The sequence below is a fragment of the Streptomyces sp. L7 genome, assembly GCF_050990935.1.
Classification (GTDB): Bacteria; Actinomycetota; Actinomycetes; order Actinomycetales; family Microbacteriaceae; genus Leifsonia.
The window spans coordinates 3,269,910-3,291,607 of the sequence record NZ_CP194644.1 but is presented as its reverse complement, the minus strand read 5'-3'; the positions used below and the strand labels follow the sequence as shown (position 1 = coordinate 3,291,607).

At 71.0% G+C, this 21,698-nt stretch carries 25 protein-coding genes and 1 riboswitch; of the genes, 13 read left to right on the top strand and 12 right to left on the bottom strand.

Annotated features, from left to right (window positions below; genetic code table 11):
- Positions 1 to 1,869, bottom strand: coding sequence for a molecular chaperone DnaK (gene dnaK / locus ACR5MH_RS16755; protein ID WP_431348224.1), 1,869 nt, complete (start codon positions 1,867 to 1,869; stop codon positions 1 to 3).
- 217 nt (positions 1,870 to 2,086) lie between these two features.
- Between dnaK and ACR5MH_RS16750 the strand changes: the two genes are divergently transcribed.
- Positions 2,087 to 2,812 (top strand): GTP pyrophosphokinase, encoded by a 726-nt coding sequence (locus ACR5MH_RS16750; protein WP_431348223.1) that lies wholly within the window; start codon positions 2,087 to 2,089, stop codon positions 2,810 to 2,812.
- Between the two features lie 29 nt (positions 2,813 to 2,841).
- The gene (locus ACR5MH_RS16745; RefSeq protein WP_431348222.1) at positions 2,842 to 3,444 is read left to right on the top strand and encodes a signal peptidase II; all 603 of its coding nucleotides are present in this window, start codon (positions 2,842 to 2,844) and stop codon (positions 3,442 to 3,444) included.
- Positions 3,445 to 3,526: 82 nt separating this feature from the next.
- Here the strand turns inward: ACR5MH_RS16745 and ACR5MH_RS16740 are convergent, their stop codons facing one another.
- Entirely contained in the window at positions 3,527 to 4,306 is a 780-nt protein-coding gene (locus ACR5MH_RS16740; RefSeq protein WP_431348221.1) for an SDR family oxidoreductase, read from the bottom strand.
- 76 nt (positions 4,307 to 4,382) lie between these two features.
- Between ACR5MH_RS16740 and ACR5MH_RS16735 the strand changes: the two genes are divergently transcribed.
- Genes ACR5MH_RS16735 through ACR5MH_RS16725 form a run of 3 tightly spaced genes read left to right on the top strand, consistent with a single transcriptional unit; the run spans position 4,383 to position 6,494 of the window.
- Positions 4,383 to 5,015, top strand: coding sequence for a DUF2461 domain-containing protein (locus ACR5MH_RS16735; protein WP_431348220.1), 633 nt, complete (start codon positions 4,383 to 4,385; stop codon positions 5,013 to 5,015).
- Positions 5,016 to 5,064: 49 nt separating this feature from the next.
- Positions 5,065 to 5,334, top strand: a complete 270-nt coding sequence (locus tag ACR5MH_RS16730) for a hypothetical protein (protein WP_433861971.1) — start codon at positions 5,065 to 5,067, stop codon at positions 5,332 to 5,334.
- Positions 5,331 to 6,494: an MFS transporter gene (locus ACR5MH_RS16725; RefSeq protein WP_433861970.1), complete on the top strand. Its 1,164-nt coding sequence runs from the start codon at positions 5,331 to 5,333 to the stop codon at positions 6,492 to 6,494. Before ACR5MH_RS16730 ends, ACR5MH_RS16725 begins: the two co-directional genes overlap by 4 nt.
- Positions 6,495 to 6,614: 120 nt before the next feature.
- Here the strand turns inward: ACR5MH_RS16725 and ACR5MH_RS16720 are convergent, their stop codons facing one another.
- Positions 6,615 to 7,379 carry a MarR family winged helix-turn-helix transcriptional regulator gene (locus ACR5MH_RS16720; RefSeq protein WP_431348218.1) on the bottom strand — a complete coding sequence of 255 codons (765 nt, stop codon included), beginning with the start codon at positions 7,377 to 7,379 and terminating at the stop codon, positions 6,615 to 6,617.
- A 90-nt stretch (positions 7,380 to 7,469) separates the two neighbouring features.
- Positions 7,470 to 7,751, bottom strand: a complete 282-nt coding sequence (locus ACR5MH_RS16715) for a hypothetical protein (protein WP_431348217.1) — start codon at positions 7,749 to 7,751, stop codon at positions 7,470 to 7,472.
- A 41-nt stretch (positions 7,752 to 7,792) separates the two neighbouring features.
- Here ACR5MH_RS16715 and ACR5MH_RS16710 point away from each other — a divergent pair, with 41 nt between their 5' ends.
- Both ACR5MH_RS16710 and idi read left to right on the top strand, forming a co-directional pair.
- Positions 7,793 to 8,497: a hypothetical protein gene (locus ACR5MH_RS16710; protein ID WP_431348216.1), complete on the top strand. Its 705-nt coding sequence runs from the start codon at positions 7,793 to 7,795 to the stop codon at positions 8,495 to 8,497.
- Positions 8,498 to 8,581: 84 nt separating this feature from the next.
- Positions 8,582 to 9,133, top strand: a complete 552-nt coding sequence (idi, locus tag ACR5MH_RS16705; RefSeq protein WP_431348215.1) for an isopentenyl-diphosphate Delta-isomerase — start codon at positions 8,582 to 8,584, stop codon at positions 9,131 to 9,133.
- A gap of 139 nt (positions 9,134 to 9,272) precedes the next feature.
- Here idi and ACR5MH_RS16700 read toward each other — a convergent pair whose 3' ends face one another.
- The 3 genes from ACR5MH_RS16700 to ACR5MH_RS16690 all read right to left on the bottom strand — a co-directional run bounded on the left by ACR5MH_RS16700 (position 9,273) and on the right by ACR5MH_RS16690 (position 11,399).
- Positions 9,273 to 9,800 carry a hypothetical protein gene (locus ACR5MH_RS16700; RefSeq protein ID WP_433861969.1) on the bottom strand — a complete coding sequence of 176 codons (528 nt, stop codon included), beginning with the start codon at positions 9,798 to 9,800 and terminating at the stop codon, positions 9,273 to 9,275.
- 26 nt (positions 9,801 to 9,826) lie between these two features.
- Positions 9,827 to 10,432: a dCTP deaminase gene (gene dcd, locus ACR5MH_RS16695; RefSeq protein WP_185275885.1), complete on the bottom strand. Its 606-nt coding sequence runs from the start codon at positions 10,430 to 10,432 to the stop codon at positions 9,827 to 9,829.
- 82 nt (positions 10,433 to 10,514) lie between these two features.
- Positions 10,515 to 11,399 (bottom strand): Abi family protein, encoded by an 885-nt coding sequence (locus ACR5MH_RS16690; protein ID WP_431348213.1) that lies wholly within the window; start codon positions 11,397 to 11,399, stop codon positions 10,515 to 10,517.
- A gap of 264 nt (positions 11,400 to 11,663) precedes the next feature.
- Here ACR5MH_RS16690 and ACR5MH_RS16685 point away from each other — a divergent pair, with 264 nt between their 5' ends.
- Together ACR5MH_RS16685 and ACR5MH_RS16680 are read left to right on the top strand one after the other, a co-directional pair.
- Positions 11,664 to 12,266, top strand: coding sequence for a helix-turn-helix domain-containing protein (locus tag ACR5MH_RS16685; RefSeq protein WP_431348212.1), 603 nt, complete (start codon positions 11,664 to 11,666; stop codon positions 12,264 to 12,266).
- Positions 12,263 to 13,543, top strand: coding sequence for an MFS transporter (locus ACR5MH_RS16680; RefSeq protein ID WP_431348211.1), 1,281 nt, complete (start codon positions 12,263 to 12,265; stop codon positions 13,541 to 13,543). Before ACR5MH_RS16685 ends, ACR5MH_RS16680 begins: the two co-directional genes overlap by 4 nt.
- Positions 13,544 to 13,585: 42 nt before the next feature.
- On the opposite strand, the gene ACR5MH_RS16675 is transcribed toward ACR5MH_RS16680, so the two are convergent.
- From ACR5MH_RS16675 to ACR5MH_RS16660, 4 genes are all read right to left on the bottom strand, one after another.
- Positions 13,586 to 14,299 carry a hypothetical protein gene (locus ACR5MH_RS16675; protein ID WP_431348210.1) on the bottom strand — a complete coding sequence of 238 codons (714 nt, stop codon included), beginning with the start codon at positions 14,297 to 14,299 and terminating at the stop codon, positions 13,586 to 13,588.
- Positions 14,300 to 14,397: 98 nt separating this feature from the next.
- Positions 14,398 to 14,868 (bottom strand): nucleoside deaminase, encoded by a 471-nt coding sequence (locus tag ACR5MH_RS16670; protein WP_431348209.1) that lies wholly within the window; start codon positions 14,866 to 14,868, stop codon positions 14,398 to 14,400.
- Entirely contained in the window at positions 14,865 to 16,037 is a 1,173-nt protein-coding gene (locus tag ACR5MH_RS16665; RefSeq protein ID WP_433861968.1) for a purine-cytosine permease family protein, read from the bottom strand. Before ACR5MH_RS16665 ends, ACR5MH_RS16670 begins: the two co-directional genes overlap by 4 nt.
- Positions 15,953 to 16,315 (bottom strand): cytosine permease, encoded by a 363-nt coding sequence (locus ACR5MH_RS16660; RefSeq protein ID WP_433861967.1) that lies wholly within the window; start codon positions 16,313 to 16,315, stop codon positions 15,953 to 15,955. The genes ACR5MH_RS16665 and ACR5MH_RS16660 overlap by 85 nt, the downstream gene beginning before the upstream one ends.
- A 131-nt stretch (positions 16,316 to 16,446) precedes the next feature.
- A riboswitch (TPP riboswitch) is annotated at positions 16,447 to 16,547 on the top strand.
- Between ACR5MH_RS16660 and thiM the strand changes: the two genes are divergently transcribed.
- The 4 genes from thiM to ACR5MH_RS16640 all read left to right on the top strand — a co-directional run bounded on the left by thiM (position 16,539) and on the right by ACR5MH_RS16640 (position 19,445).
- Positions 16,539 to 17,348: a hydroxyethylthiazole kinase gene (thiM, locus tag ACR5MH_RS16655; RefSeq protein WP_433861966.1), complete on the top strand. Its 810-nt coding sequence runs from the start codon at positions 16,539 to 16,541 to the stop codon at positions 17,346 to 17,348. (Overlaps the previous riboswitch by 9 nt.)
- A gap of 8 nt (positions 17,349 to 17,356) precedes the next feature.
- Complete coding sequence (thiE, locus tag ACR5MH_RS16650) at positions 17,357 to 17,995, top strand: thiamine phosphate synthase (protein WP_433861965.1); 639 nt, start codon at positions 17,357 to 17,359, stop codon at positions 17,993 to 17,995.
- On the top strand, positions 17,992 to 18,801 hold the full coding sequence (thiD, locus tag ACR5MH_RS16645) for a bifunctional hydroxymethylpyrimidine kinase/phosphomethylpyrimidine kinase (protein ID WP_431348206.1): 810 nt from the start codon (positions 17,992 to 17,994) through the stop codon (positions 18,799 to 18,801). The genes thiE and thiD overlap by 4 nt, the downstream gene beginning before the upstream one ends.
- Complete coding sequence (locus tag ACR5MH_RS16640; RefSeq protein WP_431348205.1) at positions 18,798 to 19,445, top strand: TenA family protein; 648 nt, start codon at positions 18,798 to 18,800, stop codon at positions 19,443 to 19,445. Before thiD ends, ACR5MH_RS16640 begins: the two co-directional genes overlap by 4 nt.
- A gap of 17 nt (positions 19,446 to 19,462) precedes the next feature.
- Here ACR5MH_RS16640 and ACR5MH_RS16635 read toward each other — a convergent pair whose 3' ends face one another.
- The gene (locus ACR5MH_RS16635; protein ID WP_433861964.1) at positions 19,463 to 21,694 is read right to left on the bottom strand and encodes an ATP-binding cassette domain-containing protein; all 2,232 of its coding nucleotides are present in this window, start codon (positions 21,692 to 21,694) and stop codon (positions 19,463 to 19,465) included.
- Positions 21,695 to 21,698 lie beyond the last annotated feature (4 nt).

Genomic DNA, 21,698 nt, shown 5'->3' with positions numbered 1-21,698 from the left:
TTACTTCTTCTCCTCGTCCTCGACGACCTCGGCGTCGATGACGTCCTCATCGTCGGAGGTGGAGCCCTCGCCCTGAGCGCCCGCCTCGCCCGCGTCGCCGGCCGGAGCCTCGGACGCCTGCGCGGCCGAGTAGATCGCCTGGCCGAGCTTCTGCTGGCTCTCGTTGAGCTTGTCGTACGCGGTCTTCACGGCCTCGTCGTCGTCGCCGGCGAGCGCGGTCTTCAGCGCGTCGATGTCGCCCTGGACCTCGTTCTTGACGTCCTCGGGGAGCTTGTCCTCGTTGTCCTTGATGAGCTTCTCGTTCGAGTAGACGAGCTGCTCGGCCTGGTTGCGGGTCTCGGCGGACTCGCGGCGCTTCTTGTCCTCCGCCGCGTGCTCCTCGGCCTCGCGCACCATGCGCTCGATGTCGTCCTTCGGCAGGCTGGACCCGCCGGTGATCGTCATCGACTGCTCCTTGCCGGTGCCCTTGTCCTTGGCGGACACGTGCACGATGCCGTTGGCGTCGATGTCGAAGGTGACCTCGATCTGCGGGATGCCGCGGGGGGCCGGCGCGATGCCGGTCAGCTCGAAGGTGCCGAGCGGCTTGTTGTCGCGGGTGAACTCGCGCTCGCCCTGGAAGACCTGGATCGCGACGGACGGCTGGTTGTCGTCGGCCGTGGTGAAGGTCTCGCTGCGCTTGGTCGGGATGGCCGTGTTGCGCTCGATGAGCTTGGTCATGATCCCGCCCTTGGTCTCGATGCCCAGGGACAGCGGGGTGACGTCGATCAGGAGGACGTCCTTGCGCTCGCCCTTGAGGACACCGGCCTGCAGGGCGGCGCCGACGGCGACCACCTCGTCCGGGTTCACGCCCTTGTTCGGCTCCTTGCCGCCGGTCTCCTGCTTCACGAGCTCGCTCACGGCGGGCATGCGGGTGGAGCCGCCGACGAGCACGACGTGCGCGATGTCGGACACCTTGATGCCGGCCTCGCGGATGACGTCCTGGAACGGCTTCTTGGTGCGGTCGAGGAGGTCGCTGGTCATCTGCTCGAACTGGGCGCGGGTGAGCGTCTCGTCGAGGTTGGCCGGGCCGTTCTCGGTCAGCGACAGGTAGGGGAGCTGGATGCTGGTGCTCATCGAGGAGCTGAGCTCCTTCTTGGCCTGCTCGGCGGCCTCCTTGAGGCGCTGCAGCGCGATCTTGTCCTTGGAGACGTCGACGCCGGTGGAGTCCTTGAAGCGCTTGATCAGCCAGTCGACGACGCGCTGGTCCCAGTCGTCGCCGCCGAGGCGGTTGTCGCCGGCGGTCGCACGGACCTGGATGGTCGAGAAGTCGTCGTCCTTGCCCACCTCGAGGAGGGAGACGTCGAAGGTTCCGCCACCGAGGTCGAAGACGAGGATGAGCTCGTCCTCCTTGCCCTTGTCGAGGCCGTACGCGAGGGCCGCAGCGGTGGGCTCGTTGATGATGCGGAGCACGTTGAGGCCCGCGATCTCGCCGGCCTCCTTGGTGGCCTGGCGCTCGGCGTCGTTGAAGTAGGCCGGGACGGTGATCACGGCGTCGGTGACGGTGTCGCCGAGGTACTGCTCGGCGTCGCGCTTCAGCTTCTGCAGGATGCGGGCCGAGATCTCCTGGGCGGTGTACTTCTTGCCGTCGATCTCCTGGGTCCAGTCGGTGCCCATGTGGCGCTTGACGGACGAGATGGTGCGGTCGACGTTGGTGACCGCCTGGCGCTTCGCGGTCTCGCCGACGAGCACTTCGCCGTCCTTGGTGAACGCGACGACGGACGGGGTGGTGCGGAAGCCCTCCGCGTTGGCGATGACCGTGGGCTCGCCGCCCTCGAGCACTGAGACGACGGAGTTGGTGGTTCCGAGGTCGATTCCTACTGCACGTGACATGTGTGCTTTCTCTCCTTTGTTGCGGGCGTGGTAGCCGGTGTAAGTCTGTGGGGTCAAGAGTTGAGCCTCGACGGCTCAAGCCTGACATCCCGAAGGCGAGGGTGTCAAGCCGTCCAGCTCAAACTTGAGTACATTTGACTCAACTTTGAGACGAGCCGGTCTATTCCGACAGCCGATTCACACCGCTTGCACAACCCGCGTCGATAACGTCGGAGACATGGATTCGGACCCTGCACCGCTGCTCTCGACCCGGGCCATCGAGGCTCTGCAGAGCATCGACCCGGCGACGTTGAGCGAGGTGCAGGCGTTCCGCGAAGACTTCGCGCGGTTCATCATGCCGTACAAGTTCGGCATCGACGAGATCTCCACCAAGGTCTCCATCCTGCGCGAGGAGTTCGCCGAGCTGCAGGACTACAACCCGATCGAGCACATCTCCAGCCGGCTCAAATCGGCCGAGAGCCTCGAGCAGAAAGTCATCCGCAAAAACTGCGAGCCATCGTTCGACGCCATCCGCGAGGCCATCACCGACATCGCCGGCGTGCGCATCGTCTGCTCCTTCGTCTCCGACGTCTATCGCGTGTTCGAGCTGCTGACCGCCCAGGAGGACGTGCGCGTGCTGCGGGTCAAGGACTACATCGCGCACCCGAAGCCCAACGGCTACAAGAGCCTCCACGTGATCGTCGAGGTGCCGGTGTTCCTCAGCGGCGGGCCGGTCGCGGTGCCGGTGGAGATCCAGCTCCGCACGGTGGCGATGGACTTCTGGGCCAGCCTCGAGCACAAGATCTACTACAAGTACGACGGCGAGGTGCCGGAGCCGCTGCTGCGCGACCTCACCGCTGCGGCGGGAACGGCGGGGCAGCTCGACATCACGATGGAGGACATCCACCGGCAGGTGCGCGGGGACGGCGGGGCCGCGCAGTACACGCTGCCGGTGTCGGTGTAGCCCTTCAGGGAAAGTGCGAGGATGACTGGGTGACCGAGAGCACCCCACCGTCCGAGACCGAGTCCGCGGCCACGGCCACGGACGCCGAGTTCCCGCGCCGCCGCTCGCGCGCGTTGGTGCTCATCCTGGTCATCGCGGTTGTGGTGGCGCTCGTGGACCAACTCACCAAGCTCTGGGCGACCTCCACTCTGCAGGAGGGCGTCTACCGCTCGCTGATCGGCAACCTGCTGGGCATCCAGCTCGTCTACAACTCGGGTGCGGCGTTCTCCTTCCTGGTCGACCAGACCTGGGTGTTCACGATCATCGCCGCGCTGGCCGTCGTCGCGCTCCTCTACTTCTCGCGGCGGGTCGGCGCGCGCTCCTGGGCGGTCGCCTTCGGACTCCTGCTCGGCGGCGCGGTCACCCACCTCGGCGACCGGTTGTTCCGCGCGCCGTCGTTCGGCCAGGGGCACGTGGTCGACTTCATCGCCTACGCGAACTGGTTCATCGGGAACGTCGCGGACATCGCGATCTTCTGCGGCGCCGTGCTGGCGCTCGTGCTCGCCGTCGCCGGGGTGCCGCTGCGCGGCGGCCCACGGCACACGCACGCCCACGCCAACGCCTCCGCGGAGCCTCCCGCCTCCGCCGACTGACGCCGCGCAGCCATCGCTTCCTCACTTTCTCGCGCCCGTTGCCGGTGTGTCGCGGGAGGAAGTGAGGAAGAGATGGCTGCGGTCAGCGGGTGGGGGTGGCGGTGGCGAGCCAGTCGTCGAAGGTCTGCGTTCCGAGCTGGGCCTCGGGGCCGGGCAGGAGGGTGCCGTCGCGCAGCGCTCGGCCCCAGCGTCCGGGCAGCGGGACCGCGAACACGCGGCCCGGCGTCGCGGTCGCGGCGAGGTAGCGGCGGACGAGCGTCGGCATGTCCTCCGCACGCGGACCGCCGAGGTCGCGGCTCAGCCCGCCCGGTTCGCCGGTCGCCAGCTCGGCGAGGCGCGCGCCGACCTCCGCCGCCGCCACCGGCTGCGACCGCACCGCCGGGACCAGCTTGACGCGGCCGCGCGAGCGCGCCGCGAGCTGTTGCGCGAATTCGTGGAACTGCGTCGCCCGCAGCAGGCTCCAGCCGCCGCCGCTCGTCATCACGATCCGCTCCTGCGCGGCCTTGCCCGCGTAATAGGCGTACGGGGCCGCCGCCGCGCCGACGATCGAGAGCGCGACGTGGTGCGGCACTCCCGCAGCCCGCTCGGCGGTGAGCAGCGCCGCCGTGACCGCCTCGAAGAAGTTTGTGGAGGCCGCGCCGCCCATCGTCGTCACCGAGGTCACATCCACCACCGCCGCGCAGCCGTCGAGTGTGCGGGCGAGCCGGTGCGCCTCGCCGGTGTCGCGCGCCGCCGCGAGGAGGTCGACGCCCTCCGAGCGGCTCAGCACCACCGTCTCGTGGCCGGCCTTCTTCAGCGCCTCGACCGTGCGAGCGCCCACCACGCCGGTGCCGCCGGCGACCGCGATCCTCATCGTGTCCATACCGACAGCATCCGCACGAACGGGCGTCCCGACAACCTCCATCCGGGCGGACGACGCCGCGACGTACGATCGGGCCATGACATTCACCGGGTTCGACGAGGACGCGATCGCGTTCTACCGCGAGCTGACGCTGCACAACGACAAGGCCTTCTGGCTCGCCAACCGTGAGCGCTACGAGCAGCGGGTCGCGGCACCGATGCACGCTCTCGCGGAGGTCCTCGAACCGGCCTTCGGCGACGGCCGGCTGTTCCGTCCCTACCGGGACGTGCGGTTCTCACCGGACAAGTCGCCGTACAAGCTTCACGCCGCACTCACGTTCGCGCGCGGCGGGTACGTGCAGGTCTCCGCGGAGGGTCTCGCAGGCGGAGCGGGCGTGTACCAGCTCGACAAGGAGCAACTCGACCGCTACCGCCGCGCCGTGGACGCGCCGCGCACCGGCGGCGAGCTGGAGACTGCACTCGCCGCGCTGCGGGCCTCGGGGATCGCCATCGAGATACCCGAGCAGCTCAAGACCTCCCCGCGCGGCTACCCGGGCGACCATCCGCGCGCCGAACTGCTGCGGTACAAGGGGATCATCACCTGGGCCGACTGGGGCGTCCCCGACTGGTTCGCCACTCCGGAGGCCGCCGACCGGATCGCGGGATTCCTTCGCGACAGCGAACCGGTGACGGCGTGGTTCCGGGCCCACGTGACGGGCACGGGCGACTGACCTCGCGCGCGTTCACCGTCGGTTCCCCGCCACGCCCTACGCTGTCCCCATGACGACCGAACGACCGGCGGGCGGCGACGGCGACGCCCTCGCGACCGCGGCGGGCCCGATCTTCGCCGAGAGCTCCACCGAGCGCCGCATCCCGCGCGGCTGGGTGGCGTCGTGGGCGTTGTGGGACGCCGGCGGCGCGGCCTTCAACGCGGTGATCACCACGTTCGTCTTCACCGTCTACCTGACCTCCAGCTACTTCATCTCCCCGGGCTGGTCTCGGCGCAAGACGCGGAGAAGGACGCCTCCGGCCCGGCGCACCACGCGGTGACCGGTGCGATCGCCGGCCTCTCCAGCGGGCTGGCGTGGGGCATCGGGATCGCCGGGATCGTCGTCGCCGTCCTCGCGCCCGTGCTCGGCCGGAGGACGGACGGGTCCGGCCGACGGAAGCTGTGGCTGGGGATCAACACCGGGGTCGTTGTGGTCATCACCGCGCTGATGTTCTTCGTGGTCGGCGAACCGTCGTTCTTCCTGTTCGGCGTCGTGCTCGTCGCGGTCGGCACGGTGTTCTACGAGATCGCGACCGTCAACTACAACGCGATGCTGGTGCAGGTCTCCACCCCGAAGACGGTCGGCCGGGTGAGCGGGCTCGGCTGGGCCAGCGGCTACTTCGGCGGCATCCTGCTGCTCGTCATCGTGCTCGTGCTGCTGGCCTCCCCGAACGGCGACGGCACAGGAGGCATCCTCCACGTCTCGACGGACCAGGGGCTCAACTACCGGCTCGTCGCACTGGTCGCCGCGATCTGGACCCTCGCGCTGTCCATCCCGGTGCTGCTGAAGGTGCCGGAGGCCCCGGCCAACCGGCGGCTGCCGCGGGTCGGGTTCTTCGCGTCGTACGGGCTGCTGTTCCGCGACCTCGGGGTGCTGTGGCGGGAGAGCAGGAACACGGTGATGTTCCTCATCTCGTCGGCCCTGTTCCGGGACGGGCTGGTGGGCGTGTTCACCTTCGGCGGCATCCTCGCCAAGGGGACGTTCGGGTTCAGCCAGTCGGGGGTGATCGTGTTCGCGATCGCGGCGAACGTCGTCGCGGGGCTGAGCACGGTGCTGTCGGGGCGGTTCGACGACCGGTTCGGCGCGAAGCCGGTGATCGTCACGGCGCTGGTGGGGCTGGTGATCGCGGGTCTGGCGGTGTTCTTCCTGCACGACGCCGGGGCGATCGCGTTCTGGGTGTTCGGGCTGGTCCTGTGCCTGTTCGTCGGACCGGCGCAGTCGGCGAGCCGGACCTTCCTGGCCCGGGTGACGCCGGCCGGACGCGAGGGCGAAGTGTTCGGGCTGTACGCGACGTGCGGGCGCGCGGTGTCGTTCGTCGCGCCGCTGCTGTTCGCACTGTTCGTCTCGGTCGGTGGCGCGCAGTACTGGGGGATTCTCGGGATCGTACTCGTGCTGCTGGTGGGGCTGGTGCTTCTGGTGCCGGTGCGGTCGCCGCGGTAGCTTCCGCGCGGCGTCGGCAACGGAGGAGATCCGGTGCGACGCGCCGGTCCGCGGCAGCGAACGGAGGAGATCGGCGCGGCGTGACGCGGGATGTCCTCCGTTGGCGATGGAGGACGGCGGTCAGCGGGGCCACGCCTGGACGAAGCGGGCGAACAGTTCGGCGAAGGTGCGGGCCTCCTCTGGAGTGAAGGAGGCCAGGGCGGTCTCGACGGCGGAGCGGCGGTGGTCCTGCACCTCGCCGAGCTGGGAACGTCCGGCGCTGGTGAGCTGGATGAGCGCCCGCCGCGCGTCGGACGGATCCGGGACGCGCCGCACGAGCCCGCGCTCGACGCCCTCCTGAACGAGCCGGCTCGCGCGCGGCTGATCGACGCCGATGGCGGTGGCGAGGGAGCTGACCGAGAGCTGCCGGCCCTCAGCGTCTGCCGCGGCGAGCGCTTCGAGCATGCGGATGCGGGCGAACCGGCCGAGCGAGCCGTCGCGGCCGCGTCGGCCGGGGCCTGGCCGGGCGGAGTCGCCGAACGGGCCAGGGAAGCCGGGCCAGGGGCCGCGCGCGGACCAGGTGTGCGGGTCGAAGCCGTGGGGCGCGGCGTGGGAGCGGCCGTGGTGGTCGTGGGCGGCTGTGCCGTCTCGTGCGTCGGTGTCGTCGCTGCCGGTCGGGGCGGAGTCCCGGCCGTTGTCGGCGCTGGCGTCGGCGCGTCCGTCATGCATGCCGTCACCACCACGGCCGTGGTCGGCGTGACCGTGGCCGGGGTAGGCGCCGTGGTCCCACGGCCCCGTCGGCCGGCGGCGCGACTGGTCGCGGCGGACGGCGACCAGTGAACGCTCGATGAGTGCGACCACGTCCGCTTCGGGCGAACGGTCCTGCTCTTGACGATCCTCAGCCATGCATGTAACTATACATTCACTTGTAATGGTACATAGAAAAACGAAGGGAGTCTTCCGATGACGACCATCGACGACTCGAACACCCACGATTCATCCGACACCCCGCCGTCCTTCTGGTTCGGCGAGATCAGCGCCCGCCTCCGCGCCCGGACGCGCGACGAGCTCCACGAGCTCGACCTCGGCCGCCGGGGCTGGCGCGTGCTCCACACCCTCGCGGACGGCCCGGCAACCGCCGATGAGCTGTACGCTTCCCTGCCGCACCGCGGACGTCGCGGCGGCCGCCCGATCGGCGGTCGTGCCACCGCCGCCGCCGAACGGCCGGCTGAGGCGGCCGCGCACCCGGATGGCGTCCCCTCCGGCGAGCAGACCCACGCAGCAACCGCGTCGCGGAGTGGCGCGGCCACCCCGACTGGATGCGGCGCGAGTGGGAGCGCCGCCAGGAGATGTACCGCGCGTGGATGGAGCACGACAGCGCGCGCGCTCAGAGTGCAGCGCACGACCACGGCGAGCACGACCACGTCGACGACCACCACGAGCACGACCAGCACTCCCACCACCCTCATCCCCACCACGGCGCCGAGCAGGCATTCGAGCGCGGCTTCGAGCGTGGCTTCCTCCGCGGCGTCGAGCGCGGAACCCCGTTCGGTCACGCCGGGCACGGCTTCGGCCCCGGCGGGTTCGGGTACGGCGGGTTCGGTCGCGGACGCTACGGTCGCGGCTTCGGCCCCGGACGGTTCGGCCCGGAGGCCTTCGGCCACGAGCACTTCGGTCACGGCCGGCCCCCGTTCGCCGGCCGGCACGGCTTCGAGGGGCGCTGCCGCGGCAGCGTGGACCGCATCCTCGCGGACTTCGTCGAGCGCGGCTGGGTCTGGTTCGACGGCGATCGCGCGACGTTGACCGACGAGGGACGCGCGGCGCACGACGCCGCCTCCGAGCGGGTCGACTCGGTGCGCGCCACGGTGGCCGAGGGGATCGACCCCGCCGATCTGGCCACCACCCTGGCGACCCTCGAGGCGATGGCCCGCAACCTCGGCTGGACGCCCTCCGCAGCCCAGCCAGACGATGCCGCCGAGGGCAACAACGCCGACGATACCGACACCGGCACTGCGGCCGACTGACCGCCCCGCCCACCCGCCGCCGAGGGGCGCGACCGCGAGGCCGCGCCCCTCGGTCGTCCCGCCTCCCGCGCCTAGGATGGACGCATGACGTCACCGCGCGAAGAGGTCGTCCTGCTCGGGGAGGACGGCACCCCGATCGGGACCGCGGACAAAGCGACCGTCCACACCACGGGCACGCCCTTCCACCTCGCCTTCTCCTGCCATCTCTTCGACGGCGAGGGCCGCATCCTCGTCACCCGGCGCGCACTGAGCAAGGCGACGTGGCCTGGCGTCTGGACCAACTCGTTCTGCGGCCATCCCGCGCCCGGCGAGTCGATGGAGGACGCGGTCGCGCGCCGCGCAGCGGACGAGCTCGGCACATCCGTCGACAACCTCGTTCCGGTGATCCCCGACTTCCGGTACCGCGCCACGGATGCGGCCGGCATCGTCGAGTACGAACTCTGCCCCGTGTACACGGCCACGATCGCCGGCGACCTGAACCCGTCCCCCGCCGAAGTCGCCGAGTGGGAGTGGGTCGACCCGCGCTCGCTGCTGGCCGCTGTGGAGGCCACGCCGTGGGCGTTCAGCCCGTGGCTGACCCTTCAGCTCCCCGCGCTCTACGCCGACGATGCACCCGAAGCTTCAGGTCAGCTGTGAGTCTGACTCACTATTTTCCACCTGTGTAATCGACTGTGGATAACTGACGGAGCGTATGCCGCGAACCGAATCCATTCGGCGACGGAACAGTTCGCCGAGGTAGAAGTTGCAGGACCGCACATCCACTGCCTCGGGCGGATCAGCCCGTGCGTCGCGCGTCGATATGCTGCTCGAGCCACCACGTCCGGCCCTCGTCGTTCGAGACCCAGCCGTCCCACTCGAACGACTCGCCGGTGATCTTCGAGAAGTTCCACCGGATCGGCCGCCCGTCGGTCTGGGTGCCGTCCTGCCGGATGCCGTCCCGGCGATGCGGCGTCGCCACCAGCGTGCAGAAGTCGCCGGCCGCCGCACCGAACCAGCTCACCCGCCACGCGCCGAGCGTCGAGTCGTAGACGCGCACGGTCGAGCCGTGGGCGGCGAGCTCGTCCGGGCGCGACGGATCGGGCGCCACCAGCACGTCCTGCACCGCCCGGCCGCCGAGCGTGTACGCGAACACCCACTCCTCGACCCGATCCGTCCACCCGCCGGAGGCCTCGTCCAGGAAGCGGACATCGGCCCGCCAGCTCCCGACGAGCTGCCCGAAGAGGTGCATCCGCTGCGGACGCTCCGGCGTCGGCTCGGCCGCGATCAGGGCTCGCGCGAAAAGGGAATCGGTCGACTCGCTCATGGGCAGCCCTCTCGGGTCGGGGGGATCTAGCTGGAGGGACGTCCTGCTTCGGTCGCTGACACGTCGGTCCGGTGGAAGTTGAGATACGAACGCGAGGCCGTCGGGCCGCGCTGGCCCTGGTACCGGGAGCTGTACTCCGCCGACCCGTACGGCTTCTCGGCCGCGGACGACAGCCGGAAGAAGCACATCTGGCCGATCTTCATCCCGGGCCAGAGCTTGATCGGGAGCGTCGCGACGTTGCTCAGCTCCAGGGTCACGTGCCCGGAGAAGCCAGGGTCGATGAAGCCCGCCGTGGAGTGGGTGAGGAGGCCGAGCCGCCCGAGCGAGCTCTTGCCCTCCAGCCGCGCCGCGACGTCGTCGGGCAGGCTCACCAGCTCGAACGTCGACCCGAGCACGAACTCGCCCGGGTGCAGGATGAACGCCTGATCGGGGTCCACCTCGACGAACCGGGTCAGCTCCGGCTGGTCGACCGCGGGGTCGATGAACGGGTACTTGTGGTTGTCGAACAGGCGGAAGAAGCGGTCGAGCCGGACGTCGATGCTCGAGGGCTGGACCATCGCCGGCTCGTACGGCTCCAGCGCGATCCGCCCGGCACCCAGTTCGGCCTTGATGTCACGATCGGAGAGAAGCACGCGCCCAGCCTATCGGGTGCACCGGTACCGGCATCGGCGGTTACGCCGGAGGTCACGCGTCGGTTACGGCGTCCCGAAATGATTAGAGGATCGGACTGTAGAAACCGTCGACGAACGCGGGTTCCGAATGAACCAAGTCGAGCAAGCTTGTTGAGTATCCGGTGTCACCTTCGATCTGGTCGACCAGGCCGGCGAGGAGTGTCAGCGCCGCGGCCGGAGTCCGGGGAGAGAGAAATTGCCTCTTCACTTGGAGCGCGATGGAGGGGAGCGCGACGTATCCATCGAATCGTCGATTCCACAGCCTGCCGTGATGGGCGGCAATGTTTCTCAGGAAGGTGATGTTCTGAATAGCCTGGAGGAGCTTCCGCTCGTCCTCTAGTTGTAATGATTTGGTGACCGGCTCAAGGACAACCTTGTCGCGAAGCGCCCGCAGGAATCGAGAGAATGTGCCAATCGAAACCACCTCGATAGCAGCCCAAAACGGAATAGGGTCGCCCTTATTGATGTGGTGCCTGATGAAGATCTCGTGGCGCCCCTGAATCTTGTTGAAAGTAGCCAGAACCTTGTCGCGGTTCTCGACCTCGGCCTGCCACCGATCGTGCGCCTTTTCATCGGATAGAGGCGGCTCCGGCCCGATCGGCAGATAGAGCGCCTTATCGAGATATCCATCTCCACCACCTACGACCTTCGCGACGTGGAACGCGACTCGGCTGCGTAGCGTCGGTTCGACCACACCGACTCCATCGAGGACGAGATTGCGGATGGAGCGATCGAGGTCGTAGATGTCCATGAGCTGCGCTGCGGTCGCCCCAGCGACGTACTTGTCTGCATCGGTTTCGTAGAAGCAGCGCGCGTACCCGCTCACACGGTAGTAATTGCTCGAGTACAGGAACATGGCGAACGTGCTTGTCTTCACGCCGCCTAGATCGAGCCCGCGATCCACATGCTTTTGCACTTGGGCGCTCAAGTCAATCCAGTTCTTCAAAGTTTCCCCCCAGAAACGAAGGACCCACCCGGCTGCGCCGAGTGGGTCCGAATGTTGAGTACATCATATGTCAGCCAGGGCACGCCACGCAACTCGTCACGCGGACCGCGCAATTCGAAACATCCGGCCAGAACCGCAGCTCGCCCTCCAGGAACGGGAACGCCTGGTCCACGAGGCCCGCGAGCTGTGTCATTCTCTATTGCAGAAACTCTTTTGCAGAATCTTTTCTGCGATTACACTGCTCGTATGACCGACGAGCCGAACCCGTTCCCGGACCTCGACCCCGCCCGGGATGTGCTGCTCAGCCCCTCCGCCATGCGCGGGCTGGTCAACCCGTTGCGCCTGCGGCTGCTCGACCTCCTCCAGGCAGATGGGCCCTCCACCGCGACCGAGCTCGGCCGGCGCGTGGGCCAGTCCACCGGCGTCACCAGCTACCACCTCCGCGTGCTCGCCCAGCACGGCTTCATCGAGGAGGACGCCGAGCGCGGCAACGACCGGGACCGCTGGTGGCGCGCGGTGCACCGGTCGACCTCCTTCTCGTTCCGGGTGCCCGGCGACGCCGCGACCGAGGCGACCGTCGACCAGGCGGTGCAGTTCGTGCGGCTCAACGCCGAGGAGTCGCACCGGCGCGTGCTGGCGTGGGTGGACACGCTGTCCAGCCAGGTGGACGAGTTGCCCGAGTTGCCCTGGACGGTCAGCGACTGGCCGCTCACGCTGACCGTCGAGCAGGCGCGGGAGGTCACGGCGGCCGTGCGCGAGCTCGTGACGCGGTTCCGGCGCGAACCGGGGGCGGACGCCGGCGACGGGGTCCGGGTGCACGCGCAGTTCCAGCTCTTCCCGGAGCCATGACCGACATCGCGCCCCGCCGCGCTCCGCTCCTCGGGCTGATCGGCGCCTACCTGGTATCGGGCGCCGGCACGGCGCTGTCGGCCATCGCCATCCCGTGGCTCGTGCTGGTCACGACCGGCAGCGCCGTCGCCACCGGCCTGGTCGGGTTCGCAGAGATGGCCCCGTACGTGCTGCTGCAGGCGACGGCCGGCCCGCTGGTCGACCGGGTCGGGTTGCGCCGCACCTTCCTGATCGGCAACCTCGTCGCCGCGGCGGCGGTGTTCGCGGTCTTCCTGCTCGGCGCGCTGCGCGACCTCCCGCTCGGCGCACTCGTAGCGCTGGTCGCGGTGGCCGGGGCGGTGCGCGGTGCGGCGGACGCGGCCTCCACCCCGATGATCCCGCCGCTCGCCCGACTGGCCCGCTGGAGCGACGAGCGCGCGGTCGGGCTGTACTCGGGAGCGAACCGGGCGTCGCTGCTGGTCGGGATGCCGCTCGCGGGCGTGCTGGTCGCGCTGGTCGGGCCGGCGGTCACGATCCTGATCGACAGTCTGACCTTCCTCTGCGCCGTCGTGGTCGTGGCGGCGACAGTGCCCCGGGTCCAGGCGGACGCGGGGGCCCCTTCCGCCGCGCGCAGGCTCGGCGTGCGCGCCTACCTGGCCGAGCTGCGGGAGGGGCTGCGCTTCCTCCGCGCCGACCGGCTCCTGCTCAGCCTCCTGGCCCTCATCGTGCTCACGAACCTGCTCGACCAGGCCATGAGCGCGGTGTTCCTCCCGGTCTGGGCGCACGACCGGGTGCACGACGCCGTCGCGTTCGGTGTGGTCGGCGGCGCCTCCGGGCTCGGGATGCTGGTCGGCGTGCTGCTCACCGCGTGGCTGGGCCGGCGGCTCCCGCGCTGGTTCACCTTCGCCTGCTGCACCCTCCTGGCGTCGGCGCCCCCGTTCTTCGCGGTCGCGGGCTGGACCTCCGTCGTCGCCGTCGCGGCGGTGTTCTTCGTGTGCGGCGTCTTCGGCGGCGTCCCGAACCCGATCATCGGGGCGGTGCAGTACGAGCGGGTGCCCGCGCTGCTGCAGACCCGCGTGCTCGGGGCGATGAAGGCGAGCGCGTACCTGGGCGTCCCGTTCGGGTCGCTGCTCGGCGGCCTCCTCGCGCAGGGCGTCGGTCTCACCTGGGCGTGCGTGGTCTCGGGCGCCGTGATGCTGGTGGCGACGATCGCGCCCCTGGTGTTCCCGGTGTGGCGCGGGCTGGATCGGCAGGACGCCTCACCCGGGTCGCCGGGGCTCGGACCCGAGCCGGCGTGAGGGCCTTTCCGTCGCGCGGGCCTCGGCGGCCGGTGACGGCTCTCAGTACCCCGCAGGCCAGGTGAACGGCTTCGGCGCGGAGGCCGTCGTCCCCTTCTTCGCGACGACGACGTCGATGTCCTCGTGCGAGGTGAGCGCGATCGTGCGCGGGTCCCCGGTGTACGCCGTGCCGTTCACGAAGACGGTGACGGTCTGGCCGTCGGCACCGTCCCGGTAGGTCCCGACCTGACCGGTCCCGAGCTTCTGGCCCCACTCGTCGAACACCTGTCCCAGCGTGAACGTCCGCACCTCCGCCGACTCGACGTGGATGATGCCGGACTCGTCGTGCGTGTGGATCGGCGAGATCCGCTGCTGCGCCTCGTCGATGCCGATGCCGGCGGGAACGGCGACGGACGCGCCGTCCACCGTGACGCTGAGGTGCTGGTGGATGTGCAGTGCCGTCCCCTCGGCGGACAGCATCTGCAGGCCCGCGGCGCGAACCGCCCCCTCCACGTCGGCGGGTGCGGTCCACACTCCCGCGCTCGCGGAGGCGGTGGAGGACGTGGAGGTGCTTCCGCCGGCGCCGGATGCCGGCGTCGACGACGGGCCGTTCAGCACGACCCCGGCGATGACGCCGGCCACGGCGAGCACCGCGACCGCGGCGCCGCCTCCGATCAGGAACCCGCGGCGGCGGGCCCGGCGCTGCTCCTGCAGCCGCAACTCGGCCGCGTGTTTCTGGGCCTCGAGCCGGCGGTCGCGCTTGGGGGTGTCGTTCACACTCACAGTCAATCAAGCCGCTGCTGTGCGTCCGCCTCCGACACGGTGCGAAAAGCCTCCGGATCCTCAGGTTCAGGACCCGGCCGTCGCCGACGGCGTCAGTCTTCGCCGATGTCCTCGTTCCAGAGCTCCGGGTTCTGCGCGATGAACGCCCCCATCGTCTCGATCAGGCCAGGGTCGTTGACGACCGTGACGTCGACTCCGTGCCCGGCCAGCCAGTCCTGGCCGCCGACGAAGCTGCGGTCGTCGCCGACGACGACGCGGCCGATGCCGAACTGCTTCACCAGGCCCGAGCAGTACCAGCACGGCGAGAGCGTGGTCACCATGACGGTGTCGCGGTAGCTGCGCTGGCGTCCCGCGTTGCGGAAGGCGTTCGTCTCGGCGTGCATGGAGGCGTCGCCGTCCTGCACCCGCCGGTTGTGGCCGCTACCCAGCAGCCTCCCGTCGCCGTCGAACACGGCGGCGCCGATCGGGATGCCGCCGTCGGCCGCGCCGCGCCTGGCCTCCTCGGCGGCCACGGCCAGCTTCTCCGCGTCGGTCGGATAGACGCGGTCCTCGTCGCCGCTCACGCGACCTCGTCCGCCGCGTCCACGCCGACGATCACCGTCGGCTCGGTGGCCAGCGGCGCGCCGAGCCGCACCCGGAACGCGCGGAACAGCACACCGTAGAGGGCGGCGGCGAGCAGGAACCCGACGAGCGGGGTCAGATCGCCGATGGGGAGCGCCTTCGCGACCGGGCCGGTGTAGAAGGGCTGGTTCGAGAACAGCAGGATGGACACCGCACCCGCGACCACCAGCGCGATCCAGCCCGCCGGGTTGCGGTACTTCGCGTGGCTCGTCACCAGGCTCGCGATCTCCGTCCCGCGGCGCAGGAGCCGGTCGGTCAGCACGACGCCGAGCCAGGGCGCGATCCAGTACGCGATGACCAGGAGGAAGTTCTCGTACTTCGCTCCCGCGTCGGGCAGAGCGCTCCACGCGATGAAGAAGCCGATGACGCCGAAGCCGAGGGCGACGATCGCACGGCGCCAGGCGAACGGGATGCGGATGCCGGCGGCGAGGAAGGACATCGCGCCGGAGTAGATGTTCAGCGCGTTCGCCGCGATGGCGCCGACGGCGATCGCGAGCAGCGTGAGGTCGCGGATGACCACCGGCATGCTGGCCGTGAACGAGGCGGTCGGGTCGTCCGGGTTGAAGCCCGCGATCGTGGCCGCGGCGGCGCCTGCGGCCATGAGCACCACGCAGCTGACGAAGTTGCCGAGGCCCGCCGCCCAGCCGATGACCTTCCGGCTGGCGTCCGCCGGGAGGTAGCGGCTGTAGTCGGACGCGTACGGGTTCCAGCCTGCGGCGTAACCGAAGGCGGCCGCCGCCGTGAGCGTCCAGCCCGCGAAGCTGAACCCGCCGCCCTTGACCGGGGCGCCGAGGTTCGCGTGCAGGAAGACGGTGATGGTCGCGACGAGGAAGATCGCACCGAGGATGTAGGTGGCGTAGCGCTCGAACAGCTGCACCAGATCGTGGCCGATGAACGCCACGACGACCTCGACGACGACCACGATCAGCAGCGACACCACGGCCGGCATCCCCGTGAGCGTGGTCAGGGCGAACGCGCCGCTGACCGAGTTGACCGCGAACCAGCCGAGGCCGGCCATGACCGTGTTCAGCGCCGACGGGAGGATGTTCCCCCGGCTGCCGAACGCCGTGCGGCCGATGACCATCTGGGCGAGACCCTCCCGCGGGCCCACGTCGACAGGATCCCCTGCGTCAGCGCACCGAACGCGGTGCCGAACACCAGCGCCGTCATCGCCTGCCAGAAGCCGAGCCCGAAGAATGCGACCGCGATCACGCCGACGAAGATCGTCGCGAACTCGAGGTTCGGCGCGGTCCACGTGGCGAAGAGCTGCCACGGCGAGCCGTGTCGGCGCTCCGGCGGGATGGCCTCGATGCCACCGCTCTCGATGGTGGTCGCGCTGGCGCGACGGGTGTCTGCGGGCAGTGTGCCGACCGGCGGCGTTCTCGTCATGCGTGCGAGCATACGAAATCCGTTGCGCTCCAGCACCGGAGTCGGGCGCCCGCGCGGCAAATGTCACATGATGTTTACACGAGACAAGTACCGGCGGCCGGTCCGGGTGCCGGTAGACCGTCGGTAGAGTGGTGGATGACGCGGGGTGCCGTCCCCTTGGAGGCCGGCTGAGAACATACCCGTCGAACCTGATCTGGTTAGTACTAGCGAAGGGACGTCATCCGTGGCCTCTTTCTCTCCATCCATCGACGCGCCCGCGCTCGGCGACGCGCTCAACGCGCTCCGGGCGCAGCCTCCCCTGGTGCAGTGCCTGACGAACATCGTCGTCGCCCAGTGGACCGCCAACGTTCTCCTGGCCGTCGGCGCAGCCCCCGCGATGGTCGACAACCCGCGCGAAGCGGCCGAGTTCGCGCCGATCGCGAGCGGCGTGCTGGTCAACCTGGGCACGCCGTACGACGACACGGCGGACGCGATGCGCCTGAGCGCGGCGGCCGCGGCCGCCGCCGGGACACCCTGGGTGCTCGACCCCGTCGCGGCGGGCGGCCTGCGCTGGCGCACCGAGCTCGCGCTGGAGCTGTTGCGGTCGTCGCCCACGATCGTCCGTGGGAACGCCTCCGAGATCATGGCCCTGACGGGAGGCGCGGGAGGCAAAGGAGTCGACGCGACGGACAGCCCCGAAGCGGCGCTCGAGGCCGCGCAGGAGATCGCGCAGACCTACGGCACCATCGTGGCCGTCAGCGGGCCGGTCGACCACGTCACGGACGGCGAGCGCACCGTGCTGATCGCGAACGGACACCCGTGGATGACCCAGGTCACCGGTGTCGGCTGCGCGCTCGGAGCGCTGATGGCCGCCTTCGCGGGAACCGGCGCCGACCCGCTGACTGCGGCCGCGACCGCGACCGCCGTGCTGACGGTGGCGGCGGACGAGGCGGCCGCCGCCAGCCAGGGGCCCGGCAGCTTCGCCGTCGGGCTGATCGACCGGCTGGCGGCGCTGACCCCCGAAGGCCTGGCCGCGTCCGTCCGCCTCTCATGACCGGTCGGATGCCTCTCGATCTCTCGCTCTACCTCGTGACCGATTCCCGGCTGTGCGGGAGCCGCGGAGTCCCGGCCACGGTCGACGAGGCCATCGAGGGCGGCGTGAGCGTCGTGCAGCTCCGCGATCCGGATGCGACCGACGTCGAGTTCCTCGCGCTCGGCCGCGCCGTCGTCGCCGCGGTGCGCGGACGCGTGCCGGTGCTCGTCGATGACCGGGTGCACCTCGTGGCCGCCGTCGGCGCCGATGGGGCGCACGTGGGCCAGAGCGATCTGGCTCCCGTGGAGGCGCGCCGCCTCCTCGGCCCGGACGCCTACCTCGGTCTCTCCGTGCAGACCCTCGGTCACGTCGACCGGGCGCGCGCCCTCCCGTCCGGTGTCATCGACTATCTCGGGGTGGGGCCGGTCTGGCCGCAGGAGACCAAGCCCGATGCGGCGGACCCGTGCGGTGTCGACGGGCTCGCCGCGATCGTCCAGGCGAGCCCGTGGCCCTGCGTGGCCATCGGCGGCATCGGGATCGAACGGACGCCGGACGTGCGGGCCGCCGGAGCCGCAGGCATCGCCGTGGTCAGCGCGATCTGCGGACGGCCGGAGGTCGCGGCCGCCGCGCGTGCGCTGAGGAGCGCGTGGGACGGGGCGGACTCATGAGACCTCCCGTTGCCCTCAGCGTTGCCGGAAGCGACCCGTCCGGCGGAGCCGGCATCCAGGCGGACCTCAAGACGTTCAGTGCTCTGGGCGCGTACGGCGCGTGTGTCATCACTGCGCTGACCGCGCAGAACACCCGGGGAGTGTACGGCGTGCACGAGGTCCCCGCGCCTTTCGTCGCGGAGCAGTTGCGCGTGCTCGCCGACGATGTCCGGCTCGACGCGGTCAAGCTCGGGATGCTCGCCAACGCGGCGATCATCGAAACGGTCGCCGCCTTCCTCCTCGAGAACCCGCGAGAGATCGTGGTGCTCGATCCGGTCATGGTGGCGACCAGCGGCGACCTGCTGCTGCGCGACGACGCGGTGCAGGCGATGCGGGAGCTGCTGCCGCTCGCGTCGATCGCCACCCCCAACGCGCCGGAGGCGGCGGCCCTCCTGGAGACGACGGAGGCGGCCACGGTGGACGAGCTGGCCGATCAGGCGCGCGAGCTCGTCCGGCGCGGCGCGCAGCAGGTGCTGGCGAAGGGCGGCCACCTGGACACGCCCGACGAGGTTGTGGATGTGCTCGCGGACCCCTCGGGGGTGACGCTGTTCCGCGGCCCGCGGATCGCCACCGTCAACACGCACGGCACGGGGTGCAGCCTGTCATCGGCGCTGGCCGCGCTCAGGCCGCAGCGCAGTTCCTGGAGCGAGACCGTGGGCGACGCCCGGAGCTGGCTCGGCGCCGCGCTGGAGGCGGCGGACGGGCTCGAGGTCGGCCGGGGCCACGGTCCGGTCCACCACTTCGCACGGTTGTGGGCGGGGCGATGACGTTCACCGGCCAGGCGTGGCAGGACATCCGGCCCATCCGCGACGCCATCGACGCCCACCCCTTCCTGCAGGGGCTCGAGGACGGCACGCTGCCGCGCGAGGCCTTCACGCACTACCTCGCGCAGGACGCGGCCTACCTCGGGGCCCATTCGAAGGTCCTGGCCGCGGCGGCCTCGCGGACGCACGATCCCGACGCACTCGCGTTCTGGAGTCATTCGGCGGCCAACGCGATCGCGGTCGAGCGACAGCTCCACGAGTCGCACGGGGTGGACGCCGCAACGGTGGAGGCCTCCCCGACCTGCACCGCGTACACGTCGTACCTGCTCGCCCTGACGGCGACCTCCTCCTATCCCGTCATCGTGGCTGCCGTGCTGCCGTGCTTCTGGATCTACGACGATGTGGGGCGTCGGCTCGCGGAACGCCTGGTCGACCTCGGCGCCCACCCCTACGGCGACTGGATCGGGACCTACGGCGACCCCGCCTTCGCCGCCGCCACAGCGACCGCGCGCTGCTTGGTGGACGACGCCGCGCAGTCGGCCGCGCCCGCGGACGTCGCTCGGATGCGGCAGGCGTTCGCGACCGCATCCCGGTACGAATGGATGTTCTGGGACGCCGCCTGGCGCCGCGAGGAGTGGCCGGTCTGATCCCCTCGTCGCCGTCGTCAGAACGCGACGGCGACCGCGGCCGGGAGGCATGCGACGAGCGCCGCGAGGGCCAGCAGGAGAGTGTCGGCGCGTCGCCAGGGCGCCGGCTCGGCCCAGGTCCGGCGGTAGCCGCGCGCGTGCGCGGCGGAGAACCCGCGCGCGTCCATCGCCACCGCCATCCGCTCGGCTGTGCGCAGGGACTGCACGAGGACGGCGAAGGTCAGTCCTGCCAGTTCACGTCCGTGGGCGAGCGGATTCCGGCCGGCCGCCACGCCGCGGATCCGGCGGACACTGCGCAGCCGGCGCCAGTCGGCGGTGAGACGGTCGAACTGCTGGACGGCCGCCATCGCCGCCACGACCGGGCGGCCGGGAAGCCGGAGCCGCTGGGCCAGGTGGTCGCCCAGCGCCGAGGGCCGAACGAGACCGGCCAGGGCCACGCTCGGGAACACGAAGAATGCGATGCGCAGCGCGGCCGTCAGCGCGACCTCCGGGCTCTGCGCCTGACTCAGCAGCCACGACGAGAATCCCACGGAAACGACGGCGATGAGGCCCGGAAGGAGCCGTCTCGCCGGAACCCGCACATCCCGCATCACGAACGGCGTCAGCGCGAGCCATGCGGCGATCCCCGCGGCCCCGGAGGCCGGCGAGACGATCCCGATCGCACCCACGACGAGCAGCACGGCCGCTGCAAGCAGGGACAGCGGACCGCACCGGGCGGCGACGCCGCGCCGCGGGGCGCCCGGCACGTCGTCACCGAGGGGTCGACCGGCGTCGTGCGCGGGCGCACCCGCCGCACGGATCAGCTCCCGAGCGTCGCCGGGCTCGAGCGCGAGGGTGCGATCGGCCAGGGCGAGCAGCTCCCGGTCGTGACTCGCCGCGATCACCGCCACGCCCGCTTCCCGGGCGGCCTCGATGAGGCCGGCGACGGCGCTCCAGGTCAGGCGGTCCTGCCCCACCGTCGGCTCGTCCAGCACGAGCACCGCCGGCCGGGCTCCGACTGCTCCGGCAACGGCCGCGCGGCGCAACTGGCCGCCGGAGAGCCGGTGCGGATCCGCGTCGGCGAGCGCGCTGAGACCGAGCGCCGCGAGGAGGTCGTCAGTTCGCCGGTCGACGTCCTCCGCGCGTCCCCCGCTCTGGGCCACCGCGAGCCGGACGTCCTCCCGTACGGTGGCGCCGAGCACGGCGAGCTCCGCATCCTGCGGCGCCCACCCGATGCGGCGCACGATCTGGGCCGAACTCCAGGCGCCCGGCCGATCGTCGCCGTCCACGGCGAGCGCCGCCGCCACCCGCACGTCGCCTGTCGCCGGCTCACGCAGGCCGGCGAGGAGGGCGCCGAGCGTCGACTTGCCGGCACCGCTCGGACCGACGACGGCGAGCAGTTCGCCCGCGCGCACGTCGAGTTCGAGCGCGCCGAGACGGGCGCGCACCGCCACCTCCCCCACGGGCACGGGCGACTGGGGGGCGAGGAGGTCCGCGTCCAGCCGGGCCGGCGCGGGAGCCGCGAAGCCGGGCACCCAGACCCCACTTTCGGCGAGGCCCGGTCCATGGTTGCTGAACACGTCGCGCGGGTCTCCGTCGGCGACGATCCTCCCGTCCTCGCTGAGGGCGACGACGCGGTCGATCACCGGTAGCCAGTCCTCGGCGTCGTGCTCGACGAGGACCAAGGTCGAGCCGGCAGCCGAGACGGCTTCGGCGACGGCCGCACGAACGGCGCGGGCGGCCTCCCGGTCGAGCATGGCGGTGGGCTCGTCCAGCAGCACGACCCGCGGGTCGAACACGAGGGCGCCGGCCAGGGCCAGTCGCTGCGCTTCTCCGCCCGACAGCGCCCGCACCGGATGACCGATCGGCTGCGCCAGCCCGACATCGTGGAGGGAGCGATGAACGGCCGCCCACAGCTCGCGACGTGGAGTGCCCGTGTTCTCCAGTCCGAAGGCCACGTCGCGGCCGATCGTCTCGGCGGCCGCCGCGTCGCGGGGATCCTGCAGGAGAAGGCCGGTCATCATCTCGGCCGGCGCTGCGTCGTCCACGAGCACGGCGCCGTCGTGGTCGCCGGAGCCGGCGGCGTCGAGAGCGCCCAGCGACCCGGCGATCGCCCGGAGCAGCGTCGACTTCCCGCATCCGCTCGGCCCCACCAGGAGGACCCGCTCACCGGGTGCGATCTCCAGCGAGAAGTCGGCGAAGACGTCGTCCCGCCGTCCGACCGGGCGCCAGGTGAAGCCGCGGAACCGGATGCGCGCCCCGCCCGTCATCGTC

What these genes read in the sequence shown, in the direction of transcription:
- dnaK (WP_431348224.1), bottom strand. Translation starts at nt 1,869, where the DNA reads ATGTCACGTGCAGTAGGAATCGACCTCGGAACCACCAACTCCGTCGTC.
- ACR5MH_RS16750 (WP_431348223.1), top strand. Translation starts at nt 2,087, where the DNA reads ATGGATTCGGACCCTGCACCGCTGCTCTCGACCCGGGCCATCGAGGCT.
- ACR5MH_RS16740 (WP_431348221.1), bottom strand. Translation starts at nt 4,306, where the DNA reads ATGGACACGATGAGGATCGCGGTCGCCGGCGGCACCGGCGTGGTGGGC.
- ACR5MH_RS16735 (WP_431348220.1), top strand. Translation starts at nt 4,383, where the DNA reads ATGACATTCACCGGGTTCGACGAGGACGCGATCGCGTTCTACCGCGAG.
- ACR5MH_RS16730 (WP_433861971.1), top strand. Translation starts at nt 5,065, where the DNA reads ATGACGACCGAACGACCGGCGGGCGGCGACGGCGACGCCCTCGCGACC.
- ACR5MH_RS16720 (WP_431348218.1), bottom strand. Translation starts at nt 7,379, where the DNA reads ATGGCTGAGGATCGTCAAGAGCAGGACCGTTCGCCCGAAGCGGACGTG.
- ACR5MH_RS16710 (WP_431348216.1), top strand. Translation starts at nt 7,793, where the DNA reads ATGCGGCGCGAGTGGGAGCGCCGCCAGGAGATGTACCGCGCGTGGATG.
- idi (WP_431348215.1), top strand. Translation starts at nt 8,582, where the DNA reads ATGACGTCACCGCGCGAAGAGGTCGTCCTGCTCGGGGAGGACGGCACC.
- ACR5MH_RS16700 (WP_433861969.1), bottom strand. Translation starts at nt 9,800, where the DNA reads ATGAGCGAGTCGACCGATTCCCTTTTCGCGCGAGCCCTGATCGCGGCC.
- ACR5MH_RS16685 (WP_431348212.1), top strand. Translation starts at nt 11,664, where the DNA reads ATGACCGACGAGCCGAACCCGTTCCCGGACCTCGACCCCGCCCGGGAT.
- ACR5MH_RS16680 (WP_431348211.1), top strand. Translation starts at nt 12,263, where the DNA reads ATGACCGACATCGCGCCCCGCCGCGCTCCGCTCCTCGGGCTGATCGGC.
- ACR5MH_RS16660 (WP_433861967.1), bottom strand. Translation starts at nt 16,315, where the DNA reads ATGACGAGAACGCCGCCGGTCGGCACACTGCCCGCAGACACCCGTCGC.
- thiE (WP_433861965.1), top strand. Translation starts at nt 17,357, where the DNA reads ATGCCTCTCGATCTCTCGCTCTACCTCGTGACCGATTCCCGGCTGTGC.
- thiD (WP_431348206.1), top strand. Translation starts at nt 17,992, where the DNA reads ATGAGACCTCCCGTTGCCCTCAGCGTTGCCGGAAGCGACCCGTCCGGC.
- ACR5MH_RS16640 (WP_431348205.1), top strand. Translation starts at nt 18,798, where the DNA reads ATGACGTTCACCGGCCAGGCGTGGCAGGACATCCGGCCCATCCGCGAC.
- ACR5MH_RS16635 (WP_433861964.1), bottom strand. Translation starts at nt 21,694, where the DNA reads ATGACGGGCGGGGCGCGCATCCGGTTCCGCGGCTTCACCTGGCGCCCG.